Below are 17,653 nucleotides of genomic sequence, written 5' to 3'. Positions count from 1 at the left end.
TTAACTAATTTTGCTCTTTTTTTAATGATTCATAGGTTTCATAAACGCTTAAAGACTGCAGATAAGATAATTGATAGCCTTCTTTTCCGTCTAAAATACCCAGTCTCATTATATAGGCCTTAAAGAATTTAAAAGCTGTTTTAAGATATTGAACCAAAACACTGTACTTTTTCCCTTTTGCAGCCAGTTCCTTCCCCTTTAAAACTCCGTAATGAATCATCTTTTTTCTATAAGATTCATAATCTGAAACGGAGTAGTGGAGTAATTTATTTTTTAAAATACCGATGGTTCCGTTAACCTCCAGAGTTTCATGTACCTTTTTTCCCGCCATATATCTGGCCTTCGATTTTCTGAATAGCCTGAAGTTTTTATCAGACTGTGTTCCTGAAAAGTGAATCGGTTTTTTGGCAAAAAAGAATTTCCTGTAAAAATAATAGGCATCCTTTTGCCCGGGTTTGTTCAGCTCACCGATAATTTCCTGCTGCAGGGCCGGAGTAATTCTTTCATCACCATCCAAAAATAATACCCAGTCGTTGGTTGCATGATCAAGAGCTAAATTTCTCTGCTTTGTAAAGTCCTCAAATTTATTCTGAATCACTTTTACATGAGGGAATTTCTTTGCAATTTCTACAGTTTTATCCGTACTAAAAGAGTCTACCACAATTATTTCATCACAAAAATCAAAAGACTCAAGGACATCCTGTATATTTTTTTCTTCATTATATGTTATGATTAAACCACTTATATTCATCACAACGTTTTGTTTAATAAGGAAATATGTACTATCTCTCTTAAGGTCATTCTAAATAGTTTTAATCTTTCAAAGATAAGTCTAAATTTGAATTTTATAGACCAATCTTTGTCATTTATCTCTATTATGCAAATTTCGAAAAAATGCCGCCTTCGAAGACTATACATTATTGTATTCGGATGTATATAGCAAATACAATTCCTAAATTTTTAAAAAGTGAAAAAATATGATTTTTTTTATGCTTTTTTGAAGTCATTGCTGACGGTATTTCTAGGGAAATACATGTATTGATGAGATACATTAAGGGTATGGTTTTTAACTACCATACCCATTAATCTTTTCCGGAAATCAACAATTCAAATAGTGTTGATCATATTAAAATATCCGATTTAAAATATCCGATGAATATCAGTTTATTTATACTCAAGAATAGTCTTTTCAATAATTTTCACGCAATCCAGCAATTGTTCTTCAGTAATGACCAATGGCGGTGCAAGTCTGATGATATTGCCATGCGTAGGTTTTGCCAGCAATCCGTTTTCTTTTAATTGCAAGCAAAGGTTCCATGCAGTAGAGCTATCAGGTGTATCATTGATAAGGATAGCATTTAAAAGACCTTTTCCTCTTACTTTGGTAATAAGGTCTGTCTTTTCAATAAGCTTCTCTATTTCAGCTCTGAAAAGCTTTCCTAATTCTTCTGCTCTTTCAGACAGTTTTTCGTCAGCTACTACATCCAATGCGGCTACTGCTACGGCACACGCAATAGGGTTTCCTCCGAACGTGGAGCCATGCTGTCCCGGTTTGATAACATTCATAATGTTGTCATTCGCTAAAACAGCAGATACAGGATACATACCTCCGGAAAGTGCTTTCCCTAAGATCAGGATATCCGGTTGTACCTCTTCATGGTGGCAGGCAATCAGTCTTCCTGTTCTTGCAATACCTGTCTGAACTTCATCAGCAATGAAAAGGACATTATATTTTTTACATAGTTCAGAAGCATTTTTAAGGAAGTTTTCATCCGGAACATACACTCCGGCCTCTCCCTGAATTGGTTCTACTAAGAACGCTGCAATACTTCCTGCTTCTCTGCTTAATACTTCTTCCAATGCAGCGATATCGTTATAAGGAATTTTGATAAATCCTGGTGTAAAAGGTCCGTAATTCTGGTTGGCATCCGGATCATTGGAGAAAGAAACAATAGTGGTTGTTCTTCCGTGGAAATTGTTTTCGCAAACGATAATTTTCGCTGCATTTTCTGCAATTCCTTTTACTTCATAACTCCATTTTCTGGCCAATTTTACCGCTGTTTCCACAGCTTCCGCTCCGGAGTTCATTGGTAAAACCTTGTCAAATCCAAAAAGAGTGGTTATTTTCTGCTCATATTCTCCTAATTTAGAGTTGTAGAAAGCTCTTGAAGTTAACGCCAGTTTTTGAGCCTGTTCTACCAGGGCTCCTACGATTTTTGGATGAGAGTGTCCCTGGTTCACAGCAGAATATGCTGAAAGAAAATCATAGTACCTTTTGCCCTCCACATCCCAAACGAAAACACCTTCTCCACGGTCCAGAACTACTGGAAGGGGGTGATAGTTGTGCGCTCCATGTTTGTCTTCAAGGTCAATAAAATACTGTGAGTTTTTTGTTTGTTCTGCTGTTGACATATTGTTGTTTTTTACAAATTTACACAATATTAATGATATGCATAAACAAATACCCAGTATCGTTCGGGGGGAAAATTGAAGTAGATTTTAGGTTGGAATAATATCGTATCAGAAAATATTTTCTTTGTTGATTGCTTGTTTTAGGTATTATATCTTTAAGCCGGCAGAATTTTATTTTCTGATTGTTTATTAATTTTTATTAACGATTAATAAGGACTTGATTCATTGATTTTTATGATATGTTGACTGGCAGAATTATTGATGGATTTAAATAAAAAAACTGCCCCTTTTGAGGCAGTTTTAATTTGTATATAAAATAATCTTAGTGATTATCGTATTTTCTATCCATTACAAAATCCTCCATGAATTTTGTAGTATAGTTCCCTGAAAGATAATCTTCATTATCCATCAGCTGTCTGTGGAAAGGAATAGTTGTTTTTACTCCTTCAATATAGAATTCTTCAAGAGCCCGTCTCATTTTTGCAATGGCTTCTTCACGGGTCTGAGCCGTAGTAATAAGCTTAGCAATCATTGAATCATAGTTGGAAGGAATTGTATATCCGGAATAAACGTGAGTGTCTACTCTGATTCCGTGTCCGCCAGGAATATTTAATCCTGTGATTTTCCCCGGAGACGGTCTGAAATCTGCATAAGGATCTTCTGCGTTGATTCTGCACTCGATGGAGTGTAACTTAGGATAATAGTTGATTCCTGAAATAGGAGTTCCTGCAGCAAGAAGAATTTGTTCTCTGATCAGGTCATAATCAATTACCTGCTCAGTGATAGGGTGCTCTACCTGGATTCTTGTATTCATTTCCATGAAATAGAAATTTCTGTGTTTGTCTACAAGGAATTCGATAGTTCCTACACCTTCATATCCAATGAATTCAGCAGCTTTTACGGCAGCTTCTCCCATTTTCTCACGAAGTTCATCTGTCATGAAAGGAGAAGGCGTTTCTTCAGTTAATTTCTGATTTCTTCTCTGTACAGAACAGTCTCTTTCAGAAAGATGGCACGCTTTTCCGAATTGGTCACCAGCAACCTGAATTTCGATGTGTCTTGGCTCTTCAATCAGTTTTTCCATATACATACCTCCATTTCCAAAGGCAGCTACAGCTTCCTGAATAGCAGATTCCCAGTGATCTTTAAGGTCTTCAGCTTTCCAAACAGCTCTCATTCCTTTACCTCCACCACCAGCAGTAGCTTTGATCATTACCGGATATCCTGTTTCTTCAGCTATCTTTACAGCGTGTTCATAAGATTCGATCAATCCGTCAGAACCTGGTACACAAGGTACGCCTGCTGCTTTCATAGTAGCCTTAGCGTTTGCTTTATCTCCCATTTTTTCAATCTGTTCAGGAGAAGCACCAATAAATTTGATACCGTTCTTCTGGCAGATTCTTGAGAAGTTAGCATTTTCAGATAAAAATCCGTAACCCGGGTGAATAGCGTCAGCATTGGTAATTTCCGCTGCAGCAATAATGTTAGGGATTTTAAGATAAGAGTCTTTACTCATTGCAGGACCAATACATACTGCTTCATCAGCAAATCTTACGTGAAGACTGTCTTTGTCAGCAGTAGAGTATACTGCAACGGTTTTGATCCCCATTTCTTTACAAGTACGTAAAATACGCATTGCAATTTCGCCACGATTGGCTATTAATATTTTTTTGAACATCTTAATACGATTTGAAATTTGAAAATTTGAAATTTGAAATTGATTTTATAATCAATTATCAATCATCATTAATCAATATTTAATTAAGATGGATCTACTAAGAATAAAGGTTGGTCGTACTCTACAGGCGTAGCGTCGTCAACTAAAATTTTAACAATTTTTCCGCTGATTTCAGATTCAATCTGGTTGAATAGCTTCATTGCTTCAATAACACAAACTACTTTACCAACAGAAACTTCGTCCCCTACATTTACAAATACATCTTTATCAGGAGATGGTTTTCTATAGAAAGTACCAATCATTGGAGATTTGATTGTTACATATTTGCTGTCATCAGATGCAGCTTCAGCTTTTTCAGCAACAGGAGCGGCCGGAGTTGCAACAGGTGCCGGAGCAGCTACCGCTTGTGGAGCAGTGTGGTATACTGCAGGTTGTGCATAAACAGCATCGCTTCCAGCTAATGGAGTTTTAATAGTGATTTCGAAATCTTTAGTTTTGTACTTAACTTCTGAAACTTCAGCCTTAGATACAAACTTGATAAGATTTTGTATGTCTTTAATGTCCATAAATTTGATATTTGATTTGATGCCAAAGATACCAAAAAAACGTAAAAAACAACAAAAAACCGCCGAATTTTATCAAAATTGGGCGGTTTTTGTATTAAAATGAGGCTTTTTCAGCGAAAAGCGACTCTTAGTTTTCTTCAGTAGCAGCTACTTCTTTTTCCAATACTACTTTACCTCTGTAGTATAATTTTCCTTCATGCCAGTGAGCTCTGTGGTATAGGTGAAGCTCTCCTGTTGTTGCATCTTTAGCTAATTGAGGAACTACAGCTTTGTAGTGAGTTCTTCTCTTATCTCTTCTTGTAGACGACTGTCTTCTCTTTGGATGTGCCATTTTCTAATAACTTTTTTAATTGATGAGCGATGAGATTCATCATCTCATCATATTTAAATTATTCTATTTAATTATTGTCTTTTAATTTTCTTAAAGCATCCCATCTTGGGTCACTTTCATGTTCTTCTTCTTCAGTTACCTCAATATCTTTAGGACTGAACTGGTCAAGAATTTTAAGATCTTCATCACTTACATTCGGTGAAATCTTTTTCATCGGGATAGAAAGCATTACATTTTCATAAATCAAATGTGCTACATTGAAAGCATGCTCTCCGGTAGGAATGGTAATCACATCTTCATTGCTGTCATCATATTCTTCCCCGAAATTCACCAAAATCTTGATTTCATTCTCAATAGGATAGTCGAAATTTTCATTGGTGATATCACAAACCAATTCAACTAATCCATTAATTTTAATCTCAAATTCTAGAAAAGTAGTGTGTTTATCAAGCGATACATTCACTTCTATTCTAGGATTTGTAAATTCCTGCTCAGTGTCAAATAATTGAAAGAACGTTTTATCTATCTCAAACTTGAACTCGTGTCTTCCGTTTTTAAGTCCGGAAAAGCTTACGTCATAGTTTCTTAACTTGTCCATAAAATGAGTGTGCAAAAATATGCATTTTTTTTATAATAACAAATAAAATCTGAAACAAATTAATTTAAAATTTGTTTTAAAGATTTATGCTTCAGTTTCCTCCGGCAGATCTTCATCTATTCCGTTGTCTACAGCCATTTTTCTAGGCTGCAGGCGGTCGCTCATCAGTTCGCTGTATTCACTTCTGTTTTTGAAAACCTTAATAGCAGTAAAGATTGCTTCTGTAAAACTTTGCTCATCAGCCATATTTTTTCCTGCAATGTCATAAGCAACTCCATGATCCGGAGATGTTCTGATGAAAGGAAGTCCTGCCGTATAATTTACTCCTTCTTCATACGCTAATGTTTTGAAAGGAGCCAGCCCCTGGTCGTGATACATCGCTAAAACAGCATCGAAATTTTTGTATTTGTCCGGCTGGAAGAAACTGTCTGCAGGAAAAGGTCCGAATGCCAGTATTCCGTTGTCAGAAAGTTCTTTAATAGCTGGGCTGATGATCTCGATTTCTTCATTTCCGATAACACCGCCATCTCCTGCGTGAGGATTTAATCCCAGCACTGCAATTTTAGGCTTTTGAATACAGAAATCTTCTATCAGCGTCTGGTTTAAAACTCGGATCTGTTTCTTTATTTTTTCCTTGGAAATATTTTCAGCTACCTTTGCAATTGGGATATGATGTGTGGAAACAGCCACTTTAAGATCTTCGGTAACAAGGAACATTAATCCTTTTTTATTGAATTTCTCTTCAAAATATCCTGTGTGTCCTGCATGTTTGAAACCCATCTTTACCATTTCATCCTTGTTGATCGGAGCGGTTACCAGAACGTCAATGTCTCCTTTCATCAAAGCTTCAGTAGCTGCTTCCAGAGAATCAATGGCCATCTTTGTAGATTCTTCGGTCGGAACTCCCAGTTCTACATTCACGTTTTCTTTGGTAAGGTTCACCATATTGAGTTTCCCTGCCTGTGCCTGCGAAGGTTCATTCACATAGTTGAAATTAAGATTCAGCTTAAAAATATTTTTCTGATAAGTGAATAATTTTCCCGACCCAAAAATTACAGGTGTGAAAAAATCTGTAATAGTTTTGTCTTTCAGAGACTTCATAATGATCTCCGGGCCGATGCCGTTGAAATCACCGATTGAAATTCCTACTCGTACTTTATGGTTTTTTGGGCTCATTTTGATTATCTTTGAAGATTATAATTTACAAATTTAGCAAAAAATAATATGTTCACAGGAATTATTGAAGCAGTTGGTGTTATTGAGAAGATTGAAGAAAAAGGAAGCAATATAGATTTTACCCTGACTTGCCCTTTTACAAATGAACTGAAAATTGATCAAAGCCTTGCGCACAACGGCTGTTGTCTTACAGTTGTTGAAATAAAAGACAATCATTATGTGGTGACGGCAATCAATGAAACATTGGAAAAAACCAACCTTGGAAAATGGGAATTGGGAACCGTTGTCAACCTTGAACGCTGTATGAAAATGGATGGAAGACTCGATGGTCATATTGTTCAGGGACATGTTGATAAAACCGGTGAAGTGGTGAGTATCGAAAATAAAGACGGAAGTTATTTTATTACCATGAAGTATGATAATGACGGAAGTTTTGTAACGGTACCTCAGGGATCCATTACTGTAAACGGAATCAGTCTTACTGTTGCTAAAAGTGAAGATAATCAGTTTTCCGTAGCTATTATTCCTTATACCTGGGAGTTTACGAATATGAAACATTTGAAAATTGGTGACAAAGTAAACCTGGAATTTGATATCATTGGTAAGTATATTGCTAGGTTAATTAAAAAGTAGAATGTCAATAAATAAGTATAAAGGATATAGCTTAAGGAATCGTGTGTTTTTCGGTTTTCTGCTGGTATGTTTTTTAAGTGTGGTTGCTACATCACTTGTTCCTTACTTTGTATTGAGAAATCATTCTTTACAGCAGAGTAATATCGATATGCAGGATAAAACCAATGCTGTAATGCGATATCTGGACTATGCGGTAAGCCAGAAACTTATTGAAACAAAAGATCTTCCGGAGGTTTTGGGGAATAAAATCTTTGAAATAGCGGATATCAACCAGCATGATATTTTTATTTATGATCTGAAAGGAAACTATTTGCTTTCCAACAAAGATGAAGGATTAATTGAGCAGAAAACAATTCCTATAGAAATCATCAATAAGATCCTGTCTACTGACGCAAGAGTAGACATGGTGAATTATGATGCGGCTAAGGATGCAAAGCTTACCTCTTCCTATCTTTTGCTGAAAAACAATGAACTTGAGCCTATCGGAATTGTTTATATTCCTTTATACCACAATGAATCTGCTTATCTTGAAGTTCTTCATCAGTATGTAAAGTATATTCTTTTAGTAGATATATTTCTTATCCTTTTTAGTATATGGATTAGCTGGGTTACGTCTAATAGTCTTGCCAAAACCATTACGAAATTCTCTGATATGATTACCCGTATTACCTTGTTTGAAAACGAAATGCGCCCTATCAGATATTATAAGAATGATGAGCTTAATGCTTTGGCAAGAGCTTATAACAGAATGATTCTACAGATTCAGGACCAGAAAGAAAGACTTAGATTCAAAGCATCCGAAGAAGCATGGAGAGAGATGGCCAAGCAGGTGGCTCATGAGGTGAAAAATCCGCTGACGCCAATGAAGCTGACGATTCAGAATTTTGAAAGAAAATTTGATCCTGAAGACCCGAATATCAGAGAAAGAGTAAAGCAAATGAGTAAAACTATTGTTGATCAGATTGATCTGATTGCTACCGTAGCTTCAGCATTCTCAGAATTTGCGAAACTTCCTGAAAAGAATAATGAAGTGATCAATCTGAATACCGAAGTTGAAGATATTCTCCGTGTATTCAACGATGACAGTATTTTCATGCATGCCAACAAGGCGAATATTATGATCAATATGGACAGGATTTATCTTTCCAGAATTATCACAAACCTTGTTACCAACGCAAAGCAGGCAGAAAGTGATAAGAGAAAACTGATCATCAATGTAGATGTCGAACAGCACCAGAGAAGAGTCATTATCTCTGTTCAGGATAACGGAGTCGGGATTCCTGAAAATATGTACGAAAGAATCTTTGAGCCAAACTTTACATCTAAAAGCAGTGGGATGGGGCTTGGCTTATCCATGGTGAGAAAAATGATCGAAGATTATAAAGGTGAGATCTCCGTGAAATCAGAAGTAGGGAAGGGATCTACATTCATTATTACACTGCCTACCAATTTATAGTGAAGCCATTTACATTTAAACAATTTCAAATTCAGCAGTCTAAAGATGTCTTCCGTGTAGGAACAGACGGTGTTCTGCTTGGAGCTTTGGCAGATGTTGAAAATGCTTCCAGTGTTTTGGAAGTAGGAACAGGTACGGGACTAATTTCTCTTATGCTGGCGCAAAGAAATCTTCAGGCCGGCTTTTTGGGATTAGATATTAATGAAGAGGCAGCAAAACTTACCCAGCTCAATTTTGAAAATTCTCCTTTTCATGCCAGGTTGAAAAACAGTCATCAGGACTTTAAAACTTTTGAAACGGAAGACCGGTTTGATCTTATTGTGTCCAATCCTCCGTATTTTGAAGAATCAGGATCTGAAAAAGATAAGGTTGCACGTCAGACCGTAGAATTGAACTTCATGCAGTTGATCAGTAAGGCGGCAGAATTATTGTCAGAAAAAGGGATATTTTCTGTAATCATACCTGTGGAAGCAGGGGAAGTTTTTATTTCAATTGGTAAAGAAAATAACCTGCATCTGAACAGAAAAGCGAATATCAGAGGAATTGAAAATGCAAAGGCAAAAAGATTGATTCTGGAGTTTTCGTTACAAGAAAAAGAAATCAACGAATCTGATTTTATTATAGAAAAAAGTCCGAGACAATACTCGGACCAATATCTTGAACTCACCAAAGAGTTTCATGTTTTTAAATAAAGAAGTTAGAAATTAGATTAGAAGTTAGTTATTTCTGACCTTCTTGTTTCTTTTTATTCTTATTCGAATAATTCTGAAGTATCCAATACAGAAACTTTTCCGTCTTCACATCTGATGGCTTCACCAGGAAAGTTCTGAATCATGTGATAATCGTGTGTTGCCATTACTACAGCAGCGCCATTTTCAAGGGCAACCTGCTTTAATAGCGTCATAATTTCGTTGGAAGTCTCAGGGTCAAGGTTTCCTGTTGGCTCATCGGCTAAGATAAGATCCGGGTGATTCAGAAGGGCTCTTGCGATGGCAATACGCTGCTGTTCCCCTCCGGAAAGTTCGTGAGGCATTTTGTGCTTCTTGCTTTTCATGTTCACGCTTCCCAACACCTCGTTGATACGGTCTTCCATTTTTACTTTATCATTCCATCCTGTTGCTTCAAGAACGAACTTCAGGTTTTTCTCAACCGTTCTGTCTGAAAGCAGCTGGAAATCCTGGAATACAATTCCCAGTTTTCTTCTTAAATTAGGGATATCAGACGGCTTTAGTTTTGCCAGATCAAATCCTACAACAGCCCCGTGTCCTGATGCTAATGGAATGTGTCCGTAAAGCGTTTTCAGAAGGGAACTTTTTCCGGAACCTGTTTTTCCGATAAGGTAGCAGAATCTACCTTTTTTAATGTTAAGATTTACATCAGAAAGAACAGTGAAATTTTTTTGCGCAATCTTCGCGTGCTGCAAACTTATAATATTGTCTCCGGAGATATTGGTATGTGGCATAATTTAATTTTAAAGGCTGTTTCTTATAAAAATATTTCAACTTCTAAAAATAGAAAAAAGATGTTGATGTAGCCTAAATTTTAGTAAATTTTAACAACAAAAAATGCCTGAAAAGGATCTTCTCAAGCATGTTTTGTATATGATAATTAGAAATTATCTCTTAGCGCGTGCAGCACTTACAGTTAATCTCTTTCTGCCTTTAGCTCTTCTCGCAGCCAAAACTCTTCTTCCATTTGGCGTAGACATTCTTTCTCTGAAACCGTGTTTGTTTCTTCTCTTTCTTTCTGATGGCTGGAATGTTCTTTTACTCATTACTATATGTTTAAATCGTAATTAATCTATTAATTTTCAGGTTGCAAAGATATATAAATTTTTATAAGTTACAAACTTTAATTATCTTTTTTTAAAATTAAATGTAATGTTTTTTGGTCGGGTATTAACAAACCCTCATCACAAAACCATTTTTCCGGTACAAAAATAATATTTAAATGATTTATATAAAAGCTCTATCTTTGAAAACTTTAATTTTAACGAAAAATAAACACCGGATGTTTACACCAGCAGAACTTTTAGATATCAATACATTACTTACCCAGGATAGCAGAATAGTGATCCTTACCCATTATAACCCGGATGGAGATGCTATTGGTTCAAGCCTTGGATTAAAACATTATCTGAAAGCAAAAGGAATTCATGCGGAGGTTATCGTACCCAATGATTTTCCGAAATTTCTGAAATGGATGCCGGAATCTAAAAAAGTTATTATTGCAGAATATAAAAGAAAACTGGCTGCGGATTTGATTGCGGGAGCAGATGTTATTTTCTGCCTGGATTTTAATTCTCCGTCAAGAATCGGATTATTGGGCGACTGGCTGGTAAAAGCACCGGGGAAGAAAATTCTTATTGATCATCACCAACAGCCGGAACAATTTGATTTTGTGTATTCTGATACAGTCATTCCTGCCACTTCACAAATGATTTATCATTTCATTGAAGCAATGGAGGATGAAAAGCTGGTGAATCAGGATATGGCAGAATGTCTTTATACCGGAATCATGACTGATACAGGAGGTTTCCGTTTTCGTTCTACCAGTGCTACTACCCACAGAATTATCGCTAATCTTATCGAACACGGTGCAGATCCTGCCATGATTACTTCCAATACATGGGATACCAATACGGTTTCCCGCCTGCATTTGCTTGCTTTGGTTCTTGGAAGAATAGAAGTGGTGAATGACGGAACCGTAGCGGTTTTAAGCCTGACAAGAAACGAACTGAAAGAATTCGGTTTCCAGAAAGGAGATACAGAAGGCTTTGTTAATTATGGTTTGAGTATTGCTGGTGTAAAAATGTCAGCATTCTTTATGGAAGATTTATATGAAGACTTCGTTAAAATTTCTTTCAGAAGTAAAGATGATGTGGATGTAAACCAATTCTCAAGAAAATATTTCAACGGTGGCGGTCACATTAATGCAGCCGGAGGAAAATCTTTAGATTCTTTAGCCGGAACAATAGTCAACTTTAAAGAGAAAGTGAAAGAAGAAGGTTTGTAGGGATGTGAAAGGGTTGTAAATTCTTCCGGAATAATCAGACATTTTTACGATATCCTTTTTCTTCCAGTTCCTGACAGGTGTAATCATATACCTGCTGAAACATTTCATCCAAATATCTTTTGTTGAAAAGACTGTATTTGGTCATTTTAGGCGGATCTAAAAATATATTACAGTATTTCGCTTTAGAATATACTGACTTGGCAATGGCTAAGTGAAGGATTCTGTCAAATTCCTTCATCAGACTCATTTTGTTTAATTCATCATAGCTGATGGAATTGACATGAGAGGCAATCAGAAAATTACATTTATCCATGATAGGCTCAATGGGAAGATTATCCAGAACGCCGCCATCCACATAAATTTTCTCACCAATTCTTACCGGTGGAAGAATAAAAGGAACGCTTGAGGAAGCCAGTAATGGTCCAAAAAGCTCTCCTTCAGAAAAGAAATCTACAATGCCATGAGTCATTTCCGTTGCGGCTACATACATCGGAATTTTTAAAATACTGAAATTGTCTTCCGGGAAATAATCTTTGAACAGTTTCAAAATAAAATTGGAACTGAAAATTCCGTTTTTGGATAATTTTAAGGATGATCTGGAGAAAAAAGAAGTCTGTTTTACAATTTCCATCATCTCGTCCGGCGTTTTTCCAAAAGAATAAAAAGCACCAATGATGGAACCTGCACTGGTTCCTGAAATAATGTTTGGTTTCAGATTGTATTCTTCCAAAGCTTTCAGTACGGCGATATGGGCAATCCCACGCATTCCTCCGCCTGAAAGTGTAAGTCCGATAACCGGTGGTGCCGGTGGTTTCTTTTTTTTGAATGAAAATAAAGCCATTACCAAAATTATCCTCTACTAATATACAGGATTTTTTGTTATGCACAGCTTAATTGTCAGGTAACCTGTTTTATAAAACCAGTTTTTTAGGAAGATTGTGAAGAAGTTCTGTATTGATAATTTCTGCACAGATTCCTGGCTTTTCCCAATGCCCGTTGTGTCCGCAGTCAAGAATATAAGATTTGATATTGGTCCTGTCCGGAAGATGTTTGATCATCATATCTGTTTTTACAGCATTGTCATGTTTACCTGCCAGTACTAAGATTTTAGCTTCCAGGTTTTCAAGGAGATGTTTTTTGTCGGTTCTTTCCACCATACCTTTTACACAGGCAAGTGCTCCCAGATTGTTGGTGGAAAGGGCTGTTTCAAGAGCTATTTCAATTTTACCTTCCAGGATATCCCTTTCATTTGGATTGAATAAATTGGGAACTCCGGCTCTTGCATAGTGTGCGAAAGCATCCCTGATGATTCTGTAGCTTTTGATACGCTGCTGTTTTTTCTCTTCATCATCCGGAAAATAAGTAGAGAAAAATAAAGTAAGACTTTTTAAAGAACCGGGATATTTTTCTGCAAAAGCGAGAGACGTATATCCTCCCATGGAATGTCCCAGAAGATGTATTTTTTCTAAATGCTGATCATCCAGTACTTTTTTTACTTCTTCAGCCATCAGTTCCATGGTATGAACTTCTGCCAGAATTTCAGACTGTCCATGGCCGGGAAGGTCAATTTTAAGCAGTGAAAAATCTTTGGAAAGATGAGGTTCCATATCGCTCCAGATGGATATGTTTTCCATAAATCCGTGAAGAAGTACCAATGTTTCTTTTCCGTTTCCTTTTCTTTCAAAGTTCAGCATGATTCCAAAATTTAGAAGGTTAAAAATAATACAGCAGGTTATCTGCAGATCCGTTTCTCCTTTCAAATTTAGTCAAAAAAAAGAGCATTTAAAAAATGCCCTTGTCTTTTATTGAGTTAATTCCTTGTAAACCTTTGTTTCCCAGGGCTTGATATCTGTAACCCCATATCTTTCCTTTTTAGAAATAGCAAGATTGTCCAGCATATCTACAAAATTCTTGTAATTGGCTTCATCCGTTGGCTTTACAATAACAGTGAATATATCGGGTGCCGGAGCTTTCTTATAGGCTTCAGCAATGATCTTTGAAATTTTTATTCCACTGAAATCTGTTTCTTTCAGGTTTCCTGTATTCAGATCTTTCTGATTGCTCTGATGATAAAATACGCGGTTGTCTTTTCCAAGAATAAAGGTAATCTGGTTTTGATCTCCAATTACATGATCAGTTGGGATTGGATTAGGATTATGGTCTTTTGCGGGTAGTCCCAGGTCCATTACGTTCGGTTTTGTAAAATTGGTGGTGAACATAAAGAAAGTGATAAGTAAGAATCCCAGATCGACCATAGGCGTCATGTCCACTCGGATCATTTTTTTCTTTTGCTTTCCGCCTTGTTTTTCTTGTGCAATTACTTCTGCCATGATTAAAGTTTTTAAATGTTAGACTATATTTTTTTTGAATAATTCATACAAAACATATGCCTTGATTATTAAAAACTTTATAGATTCATGAATCTATTGATTATTATCGTGTGAATTTTATATATTTCTGTTTTTTAATACTTTTCCTGAAGGGAAAGGGTAATTATGATATTTTCAAGGGGGTTACCGGGTGATTGTTATTTTCTTTGTAAGAATAATTTTTTCTCTGTTTTTTACCTGTACCATATAAACTCCTTCCGTGAATGCAGATGTGCTGATTTTAATTTTTTCTTCGTTATATTTTTGAGAGAAAAGTTTTCTTCCGGACATATCAGTGATGCTAATAGTACTTTCCCGGGGCAGATGATCTAAATAGAAAAAGTCTTTTGCAGGGTTAGGGTAGAGGTTGGGTTTATGCCTCTGTTGATTTTCCGGAATGCCAAGTTGTTCCGGACTTAATTTAACTACCCAGGCATCGGTCATACCATGATGTCCGGTAACGTCTCCACTTGTGGATCCTGTACTTCCTGAAACAATATACCCGTTATCAGCGGTCAGTTCAAGAGCAGTTAAGTAATCGAAATCGGGGCCTCCCAGGGTTTTCTCCCACTTCAGATTTCCGCTGCTGTCCAGTTTTATGATCCAGTAATCCAGATTACCGTGGTGATTGGTTACCTGTCCGTTGTTGGAAGCTGTCCAACCTGCAACAATATAATCCCATTCGGGAGTCTGGCGAATAGTTATGGCGTTGTCATGAAAACTTCCTCCAAAATATTTATCCCACTCGATGGTTCCGTTATTGCTTAGTTTGATAACCCAATAATCGGGAAGTCCGCTCTCAAGATTTGAAGAATTAAAAGAAGTGCCCACGGCAATATAACCGCCATCAAAAGTCTGTTGCGCATAATATCCTATGTTATCACCAATATTGCCCAACGTTTTTTGCCATTGCATATTTCCGCCGGAATCGAGTTTTACCACCCAAAAGTCATTGTTTCCGTAGCTTACAGTAATATCGCCATCTGTAGACACGGTGGTTCCTGCAATAATATACCCGCCATCAAAAGTTTGCTGCACAGAATTGACCTGTTCACTGCTGCTTCCACCCAGCGATTTCTGCCATTGTATATTTCCGTTAATATCTAATTTTACGATCCAATAGTCTCCTCCTCCATGATTTCCGCTCACATCTCCGTCATTCGAACTTGAAGATCCGGCTACAATATATCCTCCTTCAGAAGTCTGCTGAATAGATTGTGCCATATCCATACTGCTTCCACCCAGCGATTTCTGCCATTGCATATTCCCGTTGGAATCAAGTTTTACAATCCAGTAATCATAATTTCCATGATTTCCGCTGATATCCCCGTCACTGGAATTGGATGATCCGGCAATAATATATCCTCCATCGGTAGTTTGACGGATGGATTGTGCATCATCAACATGGCTTCCTCCTAACGTTTTTTGCCATTGTATGCCTCCTGCAGGGTTTAATTTTACGATCCAGTAATCTCCTCCTCCATGATTCCCGGTGACATCTCCATCATTGGACATAGAATGTCCGGCTACAATGTATCCTCCGTCGGAGGTTTGCTGAATGGCATTGGCAGATTCACCATGGGTGCCTCCCAATGCTTTTTGCCATTCTATGGAAGGGGCAGACTGGGCTGCTAATACGGAATAGATAAGAAATAAAAAAGTAGATGTTAAATATCTCATATGTATTTGAATGGTTGATAGTTATTCAAATATAATTAATTTTAGCCTACGTTTGGTGTTTTATTGTTTATTTAATTCTTTAAAACAAAAAACTCACACGATAAAGTGTGAGTTTTTAAATGATATGTTAATAAATTATTTATTCTTTTTATAGAAATTTACCCCGCATTCAAGGAATTTTTTGAAATCCTCTTTAGGCATATATCCTGAAACAGGCGTGTTGATTACTTTACCATCAGGAGTAATTAAAACATAGTGAGGCTGAGAGTTATTATTGAAGTTCACCTGCTGGAATAAACTCCATCTGTCTCCAATTGTTTTTACCTTCTTGATCTGTCCGTCTCCAAGGTCGATTTTGGTTTTCTGATCCTCAGGAAGCTCTTCCTTGTCGTCTACATAGAGAGAAGCCAGTACTACATCGTTCTGAAGAATCGGTAAGATATCCGGTTCGCTCCATACAAATTCCTCCATTTTTCTACAGTTTTCACAACCGTATCCTGTAAAGTCGATCAGGATGGGTTTATCCTCTTTTTTGGCCAGTTCTACAGCTTTGAAGAAATCGTGCTCCGGATGCATTCCTAAAATCCCGTCTTTTTCATCATGGAAATAGCTTACATTCAGTGGAGGTAAAATTCCACTTAATAACTGAAGTTTCGGACGGTCAGATGGGATTAACCCCTGAACCAGATAGATCACGAAACCAATTCCCAATACCCCTAATATTTTTCTGGTGATAGAGATTTTAGGCTTTTTATCATCATGAGGGAATCTGATCAATCCTAATAAGTATAATGCCAATCCTAAGGCGATAATAATCCAGATCGCAATGAAAAGTTCTCTTTTTAAGAAGAATGTTTTGGATACAAGATCGGCTTTAGACAAGAATTTCAATGCTAATGCCAGTTCTACGAATCCTAAAACAACTTTTACCGTATTCATCCATCCTCCGGATTTCGGAAGGCTTTGTAATGCCTGCGGGAATAATGCCAGCAGTCCAAAAATAATCGCCCATGCCAGCCCGAATCCAGCCAAAGCAAAGGTCAGCAGCATAGGAACATTGGATGAACCTGTTACTGCACTTCCCAGTAAACTTCCTAAAATAGGTCCTGTACAGGAGAAAGAAACAATCACCAACGTTAATGCCATGAAGAAAATACCGATAATTCCTCCCGCTTCTTCCGCTTTGGAAGATTTGTTGGCGATAGAACTTGGCAGCGTGATATCATAATACCCGAAGAAACTTCCGGCAAAGAAGATGAATATGATGAAGAACGCAATGTTCAGCCATACACTTGTGGAAATTTCATTGAAGATATTTCCGGCAATTCCATCAATAATATGGAAAGGAATACTTAATAAAACAAAGATCAGAAGGATAAAAAAGCCATAAATAAGAGCGTCTCTTTTTCCTTTGGCTTTGTTTTTACTTCCTTTGGTAAAGAAAGAAACCGTTAATGGGATCATCGGGAACACACATGGCGTAAGCAAAGCGATTAATCCTCCGATAAATCCAAGGAATAGATACGTCCAGTAATTTTCATCCACTTTGGCAGACGCAGTACCGCAATCTGTCAATGGCTTTTTGAAATCGATGGTTGCAATTTTCAACTGCTTTGGATCCAGTTTTGAAGCTTCTGTGATCGTAGTTTCAGTTTTTGCAGGATTTTCAGTAACGGTCCCGGTAACTTTCACTGAATCCTTTACAGGCGCTGCGTTTTCCTCGGCTGCAGCCTCTTCCG

18 protein-coding genes are annotated in these 17,653 nt (G+C 37.0%); 4 read left to right on the top strand and 14 right to left on the bottom strand.

Going from position 1 to position 17,653, the window contains the following annotated elements:
* Positions 1-4: 4 nt before the first annotated feature.
* The 7 genes from DEU40_RS19895 to pdxA all read right to left on the bottom strand — a co-directional run bounded on the left by DEU40_RS19895 (position 5) and on the right by pdxA (position 6,761).
* A complete protein-coding gene (locus tag DEU40_RS19895; RefSeq protein WP_110011464.1) occupies positions 5-751 on the bottom strand; it encodes a glycosyltransferase family 2 protein in 747 nt (248 codons plus the stop codon).
* Positions 752-1,164: 413 nt separating this feature from the next.
* Positions 1,165-2,412 carry an ornithine--oxo-acid transaminase gene (gene rocD, locus DEU40_RS19890; RefSeq protein ID WP_110011463.1) on the bottom strand — a complete coding sequence of 416 codons (1,248 nt, stop codon included), beginning with the start codon at positions 2,410-2,412 and terminating at the stop codon, positions 1,165-1,167.
* A gap of 322 nt (positions 2,413-2,734) precedes the next feature.
* The gene (accC, locus tag DEU40_RS19885; RefSeq protein ID WP_110011462.1) at positions 2,735-4,090 is read right to left on the bottom strand and encodes an acetyl-CoA carboxylase biotin carboxylase subunit; all 1,356 of its coding nucleotides are present in this window, start codon (positions 4,088-4,090) and stop codon (positions 2,735-2,737) included.
* 83 nt (positions 4,091-4,173) lie between these two features.
* On the bottom strand, positions 4,174-4,656 hold the full coding sequence (accB, locus tag DEU40_RS19880; RefSeq protein ID WP_034692974.1) for an acetyl-CoA carboxylase biotin carboxyl carrier protein: 483 nt from the start codon (positions 4,654-4,656) through the stop codon (positions 4,174-4,176).
* A gap of 127 nt (positions 4,657-4,783) precedes the next feature.
* On the bottom strand, positions 4,784-4,987 hold the full coding sequence (rpmF, locus tag DEU40_RS19875; RefSeq protein ID WP_002976251.1) for a 50S ribosomal protein L32: 204 nt from the start codon (positions 4,985-4,987) through the stop codon (positions 4,784-4,786).
* Positions 4,988-5,054: 67 nt separating this feature from the next.
* Positions 5,055-5,585: a YceD family protein gene (locus DEU40_RS19870; protein ID WP_110011461.1), complete on the bottom strand. Its 531-nt coding sequence runs from the start codon at positions 5,583-5,585 to the stop codon at positions 5,055-5,057.
* 84 nt (positions 5,586-5,669) lie between these two features.
* Complete coding sequence (gene pdxA, locus DEU40_RS19865) at positions 5,670-6,761, bottom strand: 4-hydroxythreonine-4-phosphate dehydrogenase PdxA (RefSeq protein WP_110011460.1); 1,092 nt, start codon at positions 6,759-6,761, stop codon at positions 5,670-5,672.
* A 48-nt stretch (positions 6,762-6,809) separates the two neighbouring features.
* Between pdxA and DEU40_RS19860 the strand changes: the two genes are divergently transcribed.
* From DEU40_RS19860 to DEU40_RS19850, 3 genes are read left to right on the top strand one after another with little or no spacing between them, the layout of a single operon-like run.
* On the top strand, positions 6,810-7,394 hold the full coding sequence (locus DEU40_RS19860) for a riboflavin synthase (protein ID WP_110011459.1): 585 nt from the start codon (positions 6,810-6,812) through the stop codon (positions 7,392-7,394).
* Position 7,395: 1 nt separating this feature from the next.
* Complete coding sequence (locus tag DEU40_RS19855) at positions 7,396-8,850, top strand: sensor histidine kinase (RefSeq protein ID WP_110011458.1); 1,455 nt, start codon at positions 7,396-7,398, stop codon at positions 8,848-8,850.
* Entirely contained in the window at positions 8,850-9,542 is a 693-nt protein-coding gene (locus DEU40_RS19850) for a tRNA1(Val) (adenine(37)-N6)-methyltransferase (protein WP_110011457.1), read from the top strand. Before DEU40_RS19855 ends, DEU40_RS19850 begins: the two co-directional genes overlap by 1 nt.
* Positions 9,543-9,601: 59 nt before the next feature.
* Here the strand turns inward: DEU40_RS19850 and DEU40_RS19845 are convergent, their stop codons facing one another.
* Positions 9,602-10,312: a cell division ATP-binding protein FtsE gene (locus tag DEU40_RS19845; RefSeq protein WP_076594903.1), complete on the bottom strand. Its 711-nt coding sequence runs from the start codon at positions 10,310-10,312 to the stop codon at positions 9,602-9,604.
* A gap of 153 nt (positions 10,313-10,465) precedes the next feature.
* Positions 10,466-10,624 carry a 50S ribosomal protein L34 gene (rpmH, locus tag DEU40_RS19840; protein WP_002976260.1) on the bottom strand — a complete coding sequence of 53 codons (159 nt, stop codon included), beginning with the start codon at positions 10,622-10,624 and terminating at the stop codon, positions 10,466-10,468.
* Between the two features lie 236 nt (positions 10,625-10,860).
* On the opposite strand from rpmH, the gene DEU40_RS19835 reads away from it, so the two are divergent.
* Positions 10,861-11,865 carry a DHH family phosphoesterase gene (locus DEU40_RS19835; protein WP_110011456.1) on the top strand — a complete coding sequence of 335 codons (1,005 nt, stop codon included), beginning with the start codon at positions 10,861-10,863 and terminating at the stop codon, positions 11,863-11,865.
* Between the two features lie 34 nt (positions 11,866-11,899).
* Here the strand turns inward: DEU40_RS19835 and DEU40_RS19830 are convergent, their stop codons facing one another.
* The 5 genes from DEU40_RS19830 to DEU40_RS19810 form a co-directional block, all read right to left on the bottom strand.
* Complete coding sequence (locus DEU40_RS19830; RefSeq protein WP_110011455.1) at positions 11,900-12,706, bottom strand: patatin-like phospholipase family protein; 807 nt, start codon at positions 12,704-12,706, stop codon at positions 11,900-11,902.
* A gap of 70 nt (positions 12,707-12,776) precedes the next feature.
* On the bottom strand, positions 12,777-13,559 hold the full coding sequence (locus DEU40_RS19825) for an alpha/beta fold hydrolase (RefSeq protein ID WP_110011498.1): 783 nt from the start codon (positions 13,557-13,559) through the stop codon (positions 12,777-12,779).
* Positions 13,560-13,667: 108 nt separating this feature from the next.
* Positions 13,668-14,195 carry a biopolymer transporter ExbD gene (locus DEU40_RS19820; RefSeq protein ID WP_110011454.1) on the bottom strand — a complete coding sequence of 176 codons (528 nt, stop codon included), beginning with the start codon at positions 14,193-14,195 and terminating at the stop codon, positions 13,668-13,670.
* Positions 14,196-14,378: 183 nt separating this feature from the next.
* The gene (locus DEU40_RS19815; RefSeq protein ID WP_110011453.1) at positions 14,379-15,914 is read right to left on the bottom strand and encodes a T9SS type A sorting domain-containing protein; all 1,536 of its coding nucleotides are present in this window, start codon (positions 15,912-15,914) and stop codon (positions 14,379-14,381) included.
* 135 nt (positions 15,915-16,049) lie between these two features.
* Positions 16,050-17,653, bottom strand: a 1,604-nt coding sequence (locus DEU40_RS19810; RefSeq protein WP_228406574.1) for a protein-disulfide reductase DsbD family protein, incomplete at its 5' end; no start/stop codon positions are given.

The sequence above is a fragment of the Chryseobacterium sp. AG844 genome (genome assembly GCF_003182335.1).
GTDB classification, from domain to species: Bacteria; Bacteroidota; Bacteroidia; order Flavobacteriales; family Weeksellaceae; genus Chryseobacterium; species Chryseobacterium cupriresistens.
Note: the sequence above shows the minus strand (reverse complement) of the source record. Positions and strands in the feature narration are given on the sequence as shown.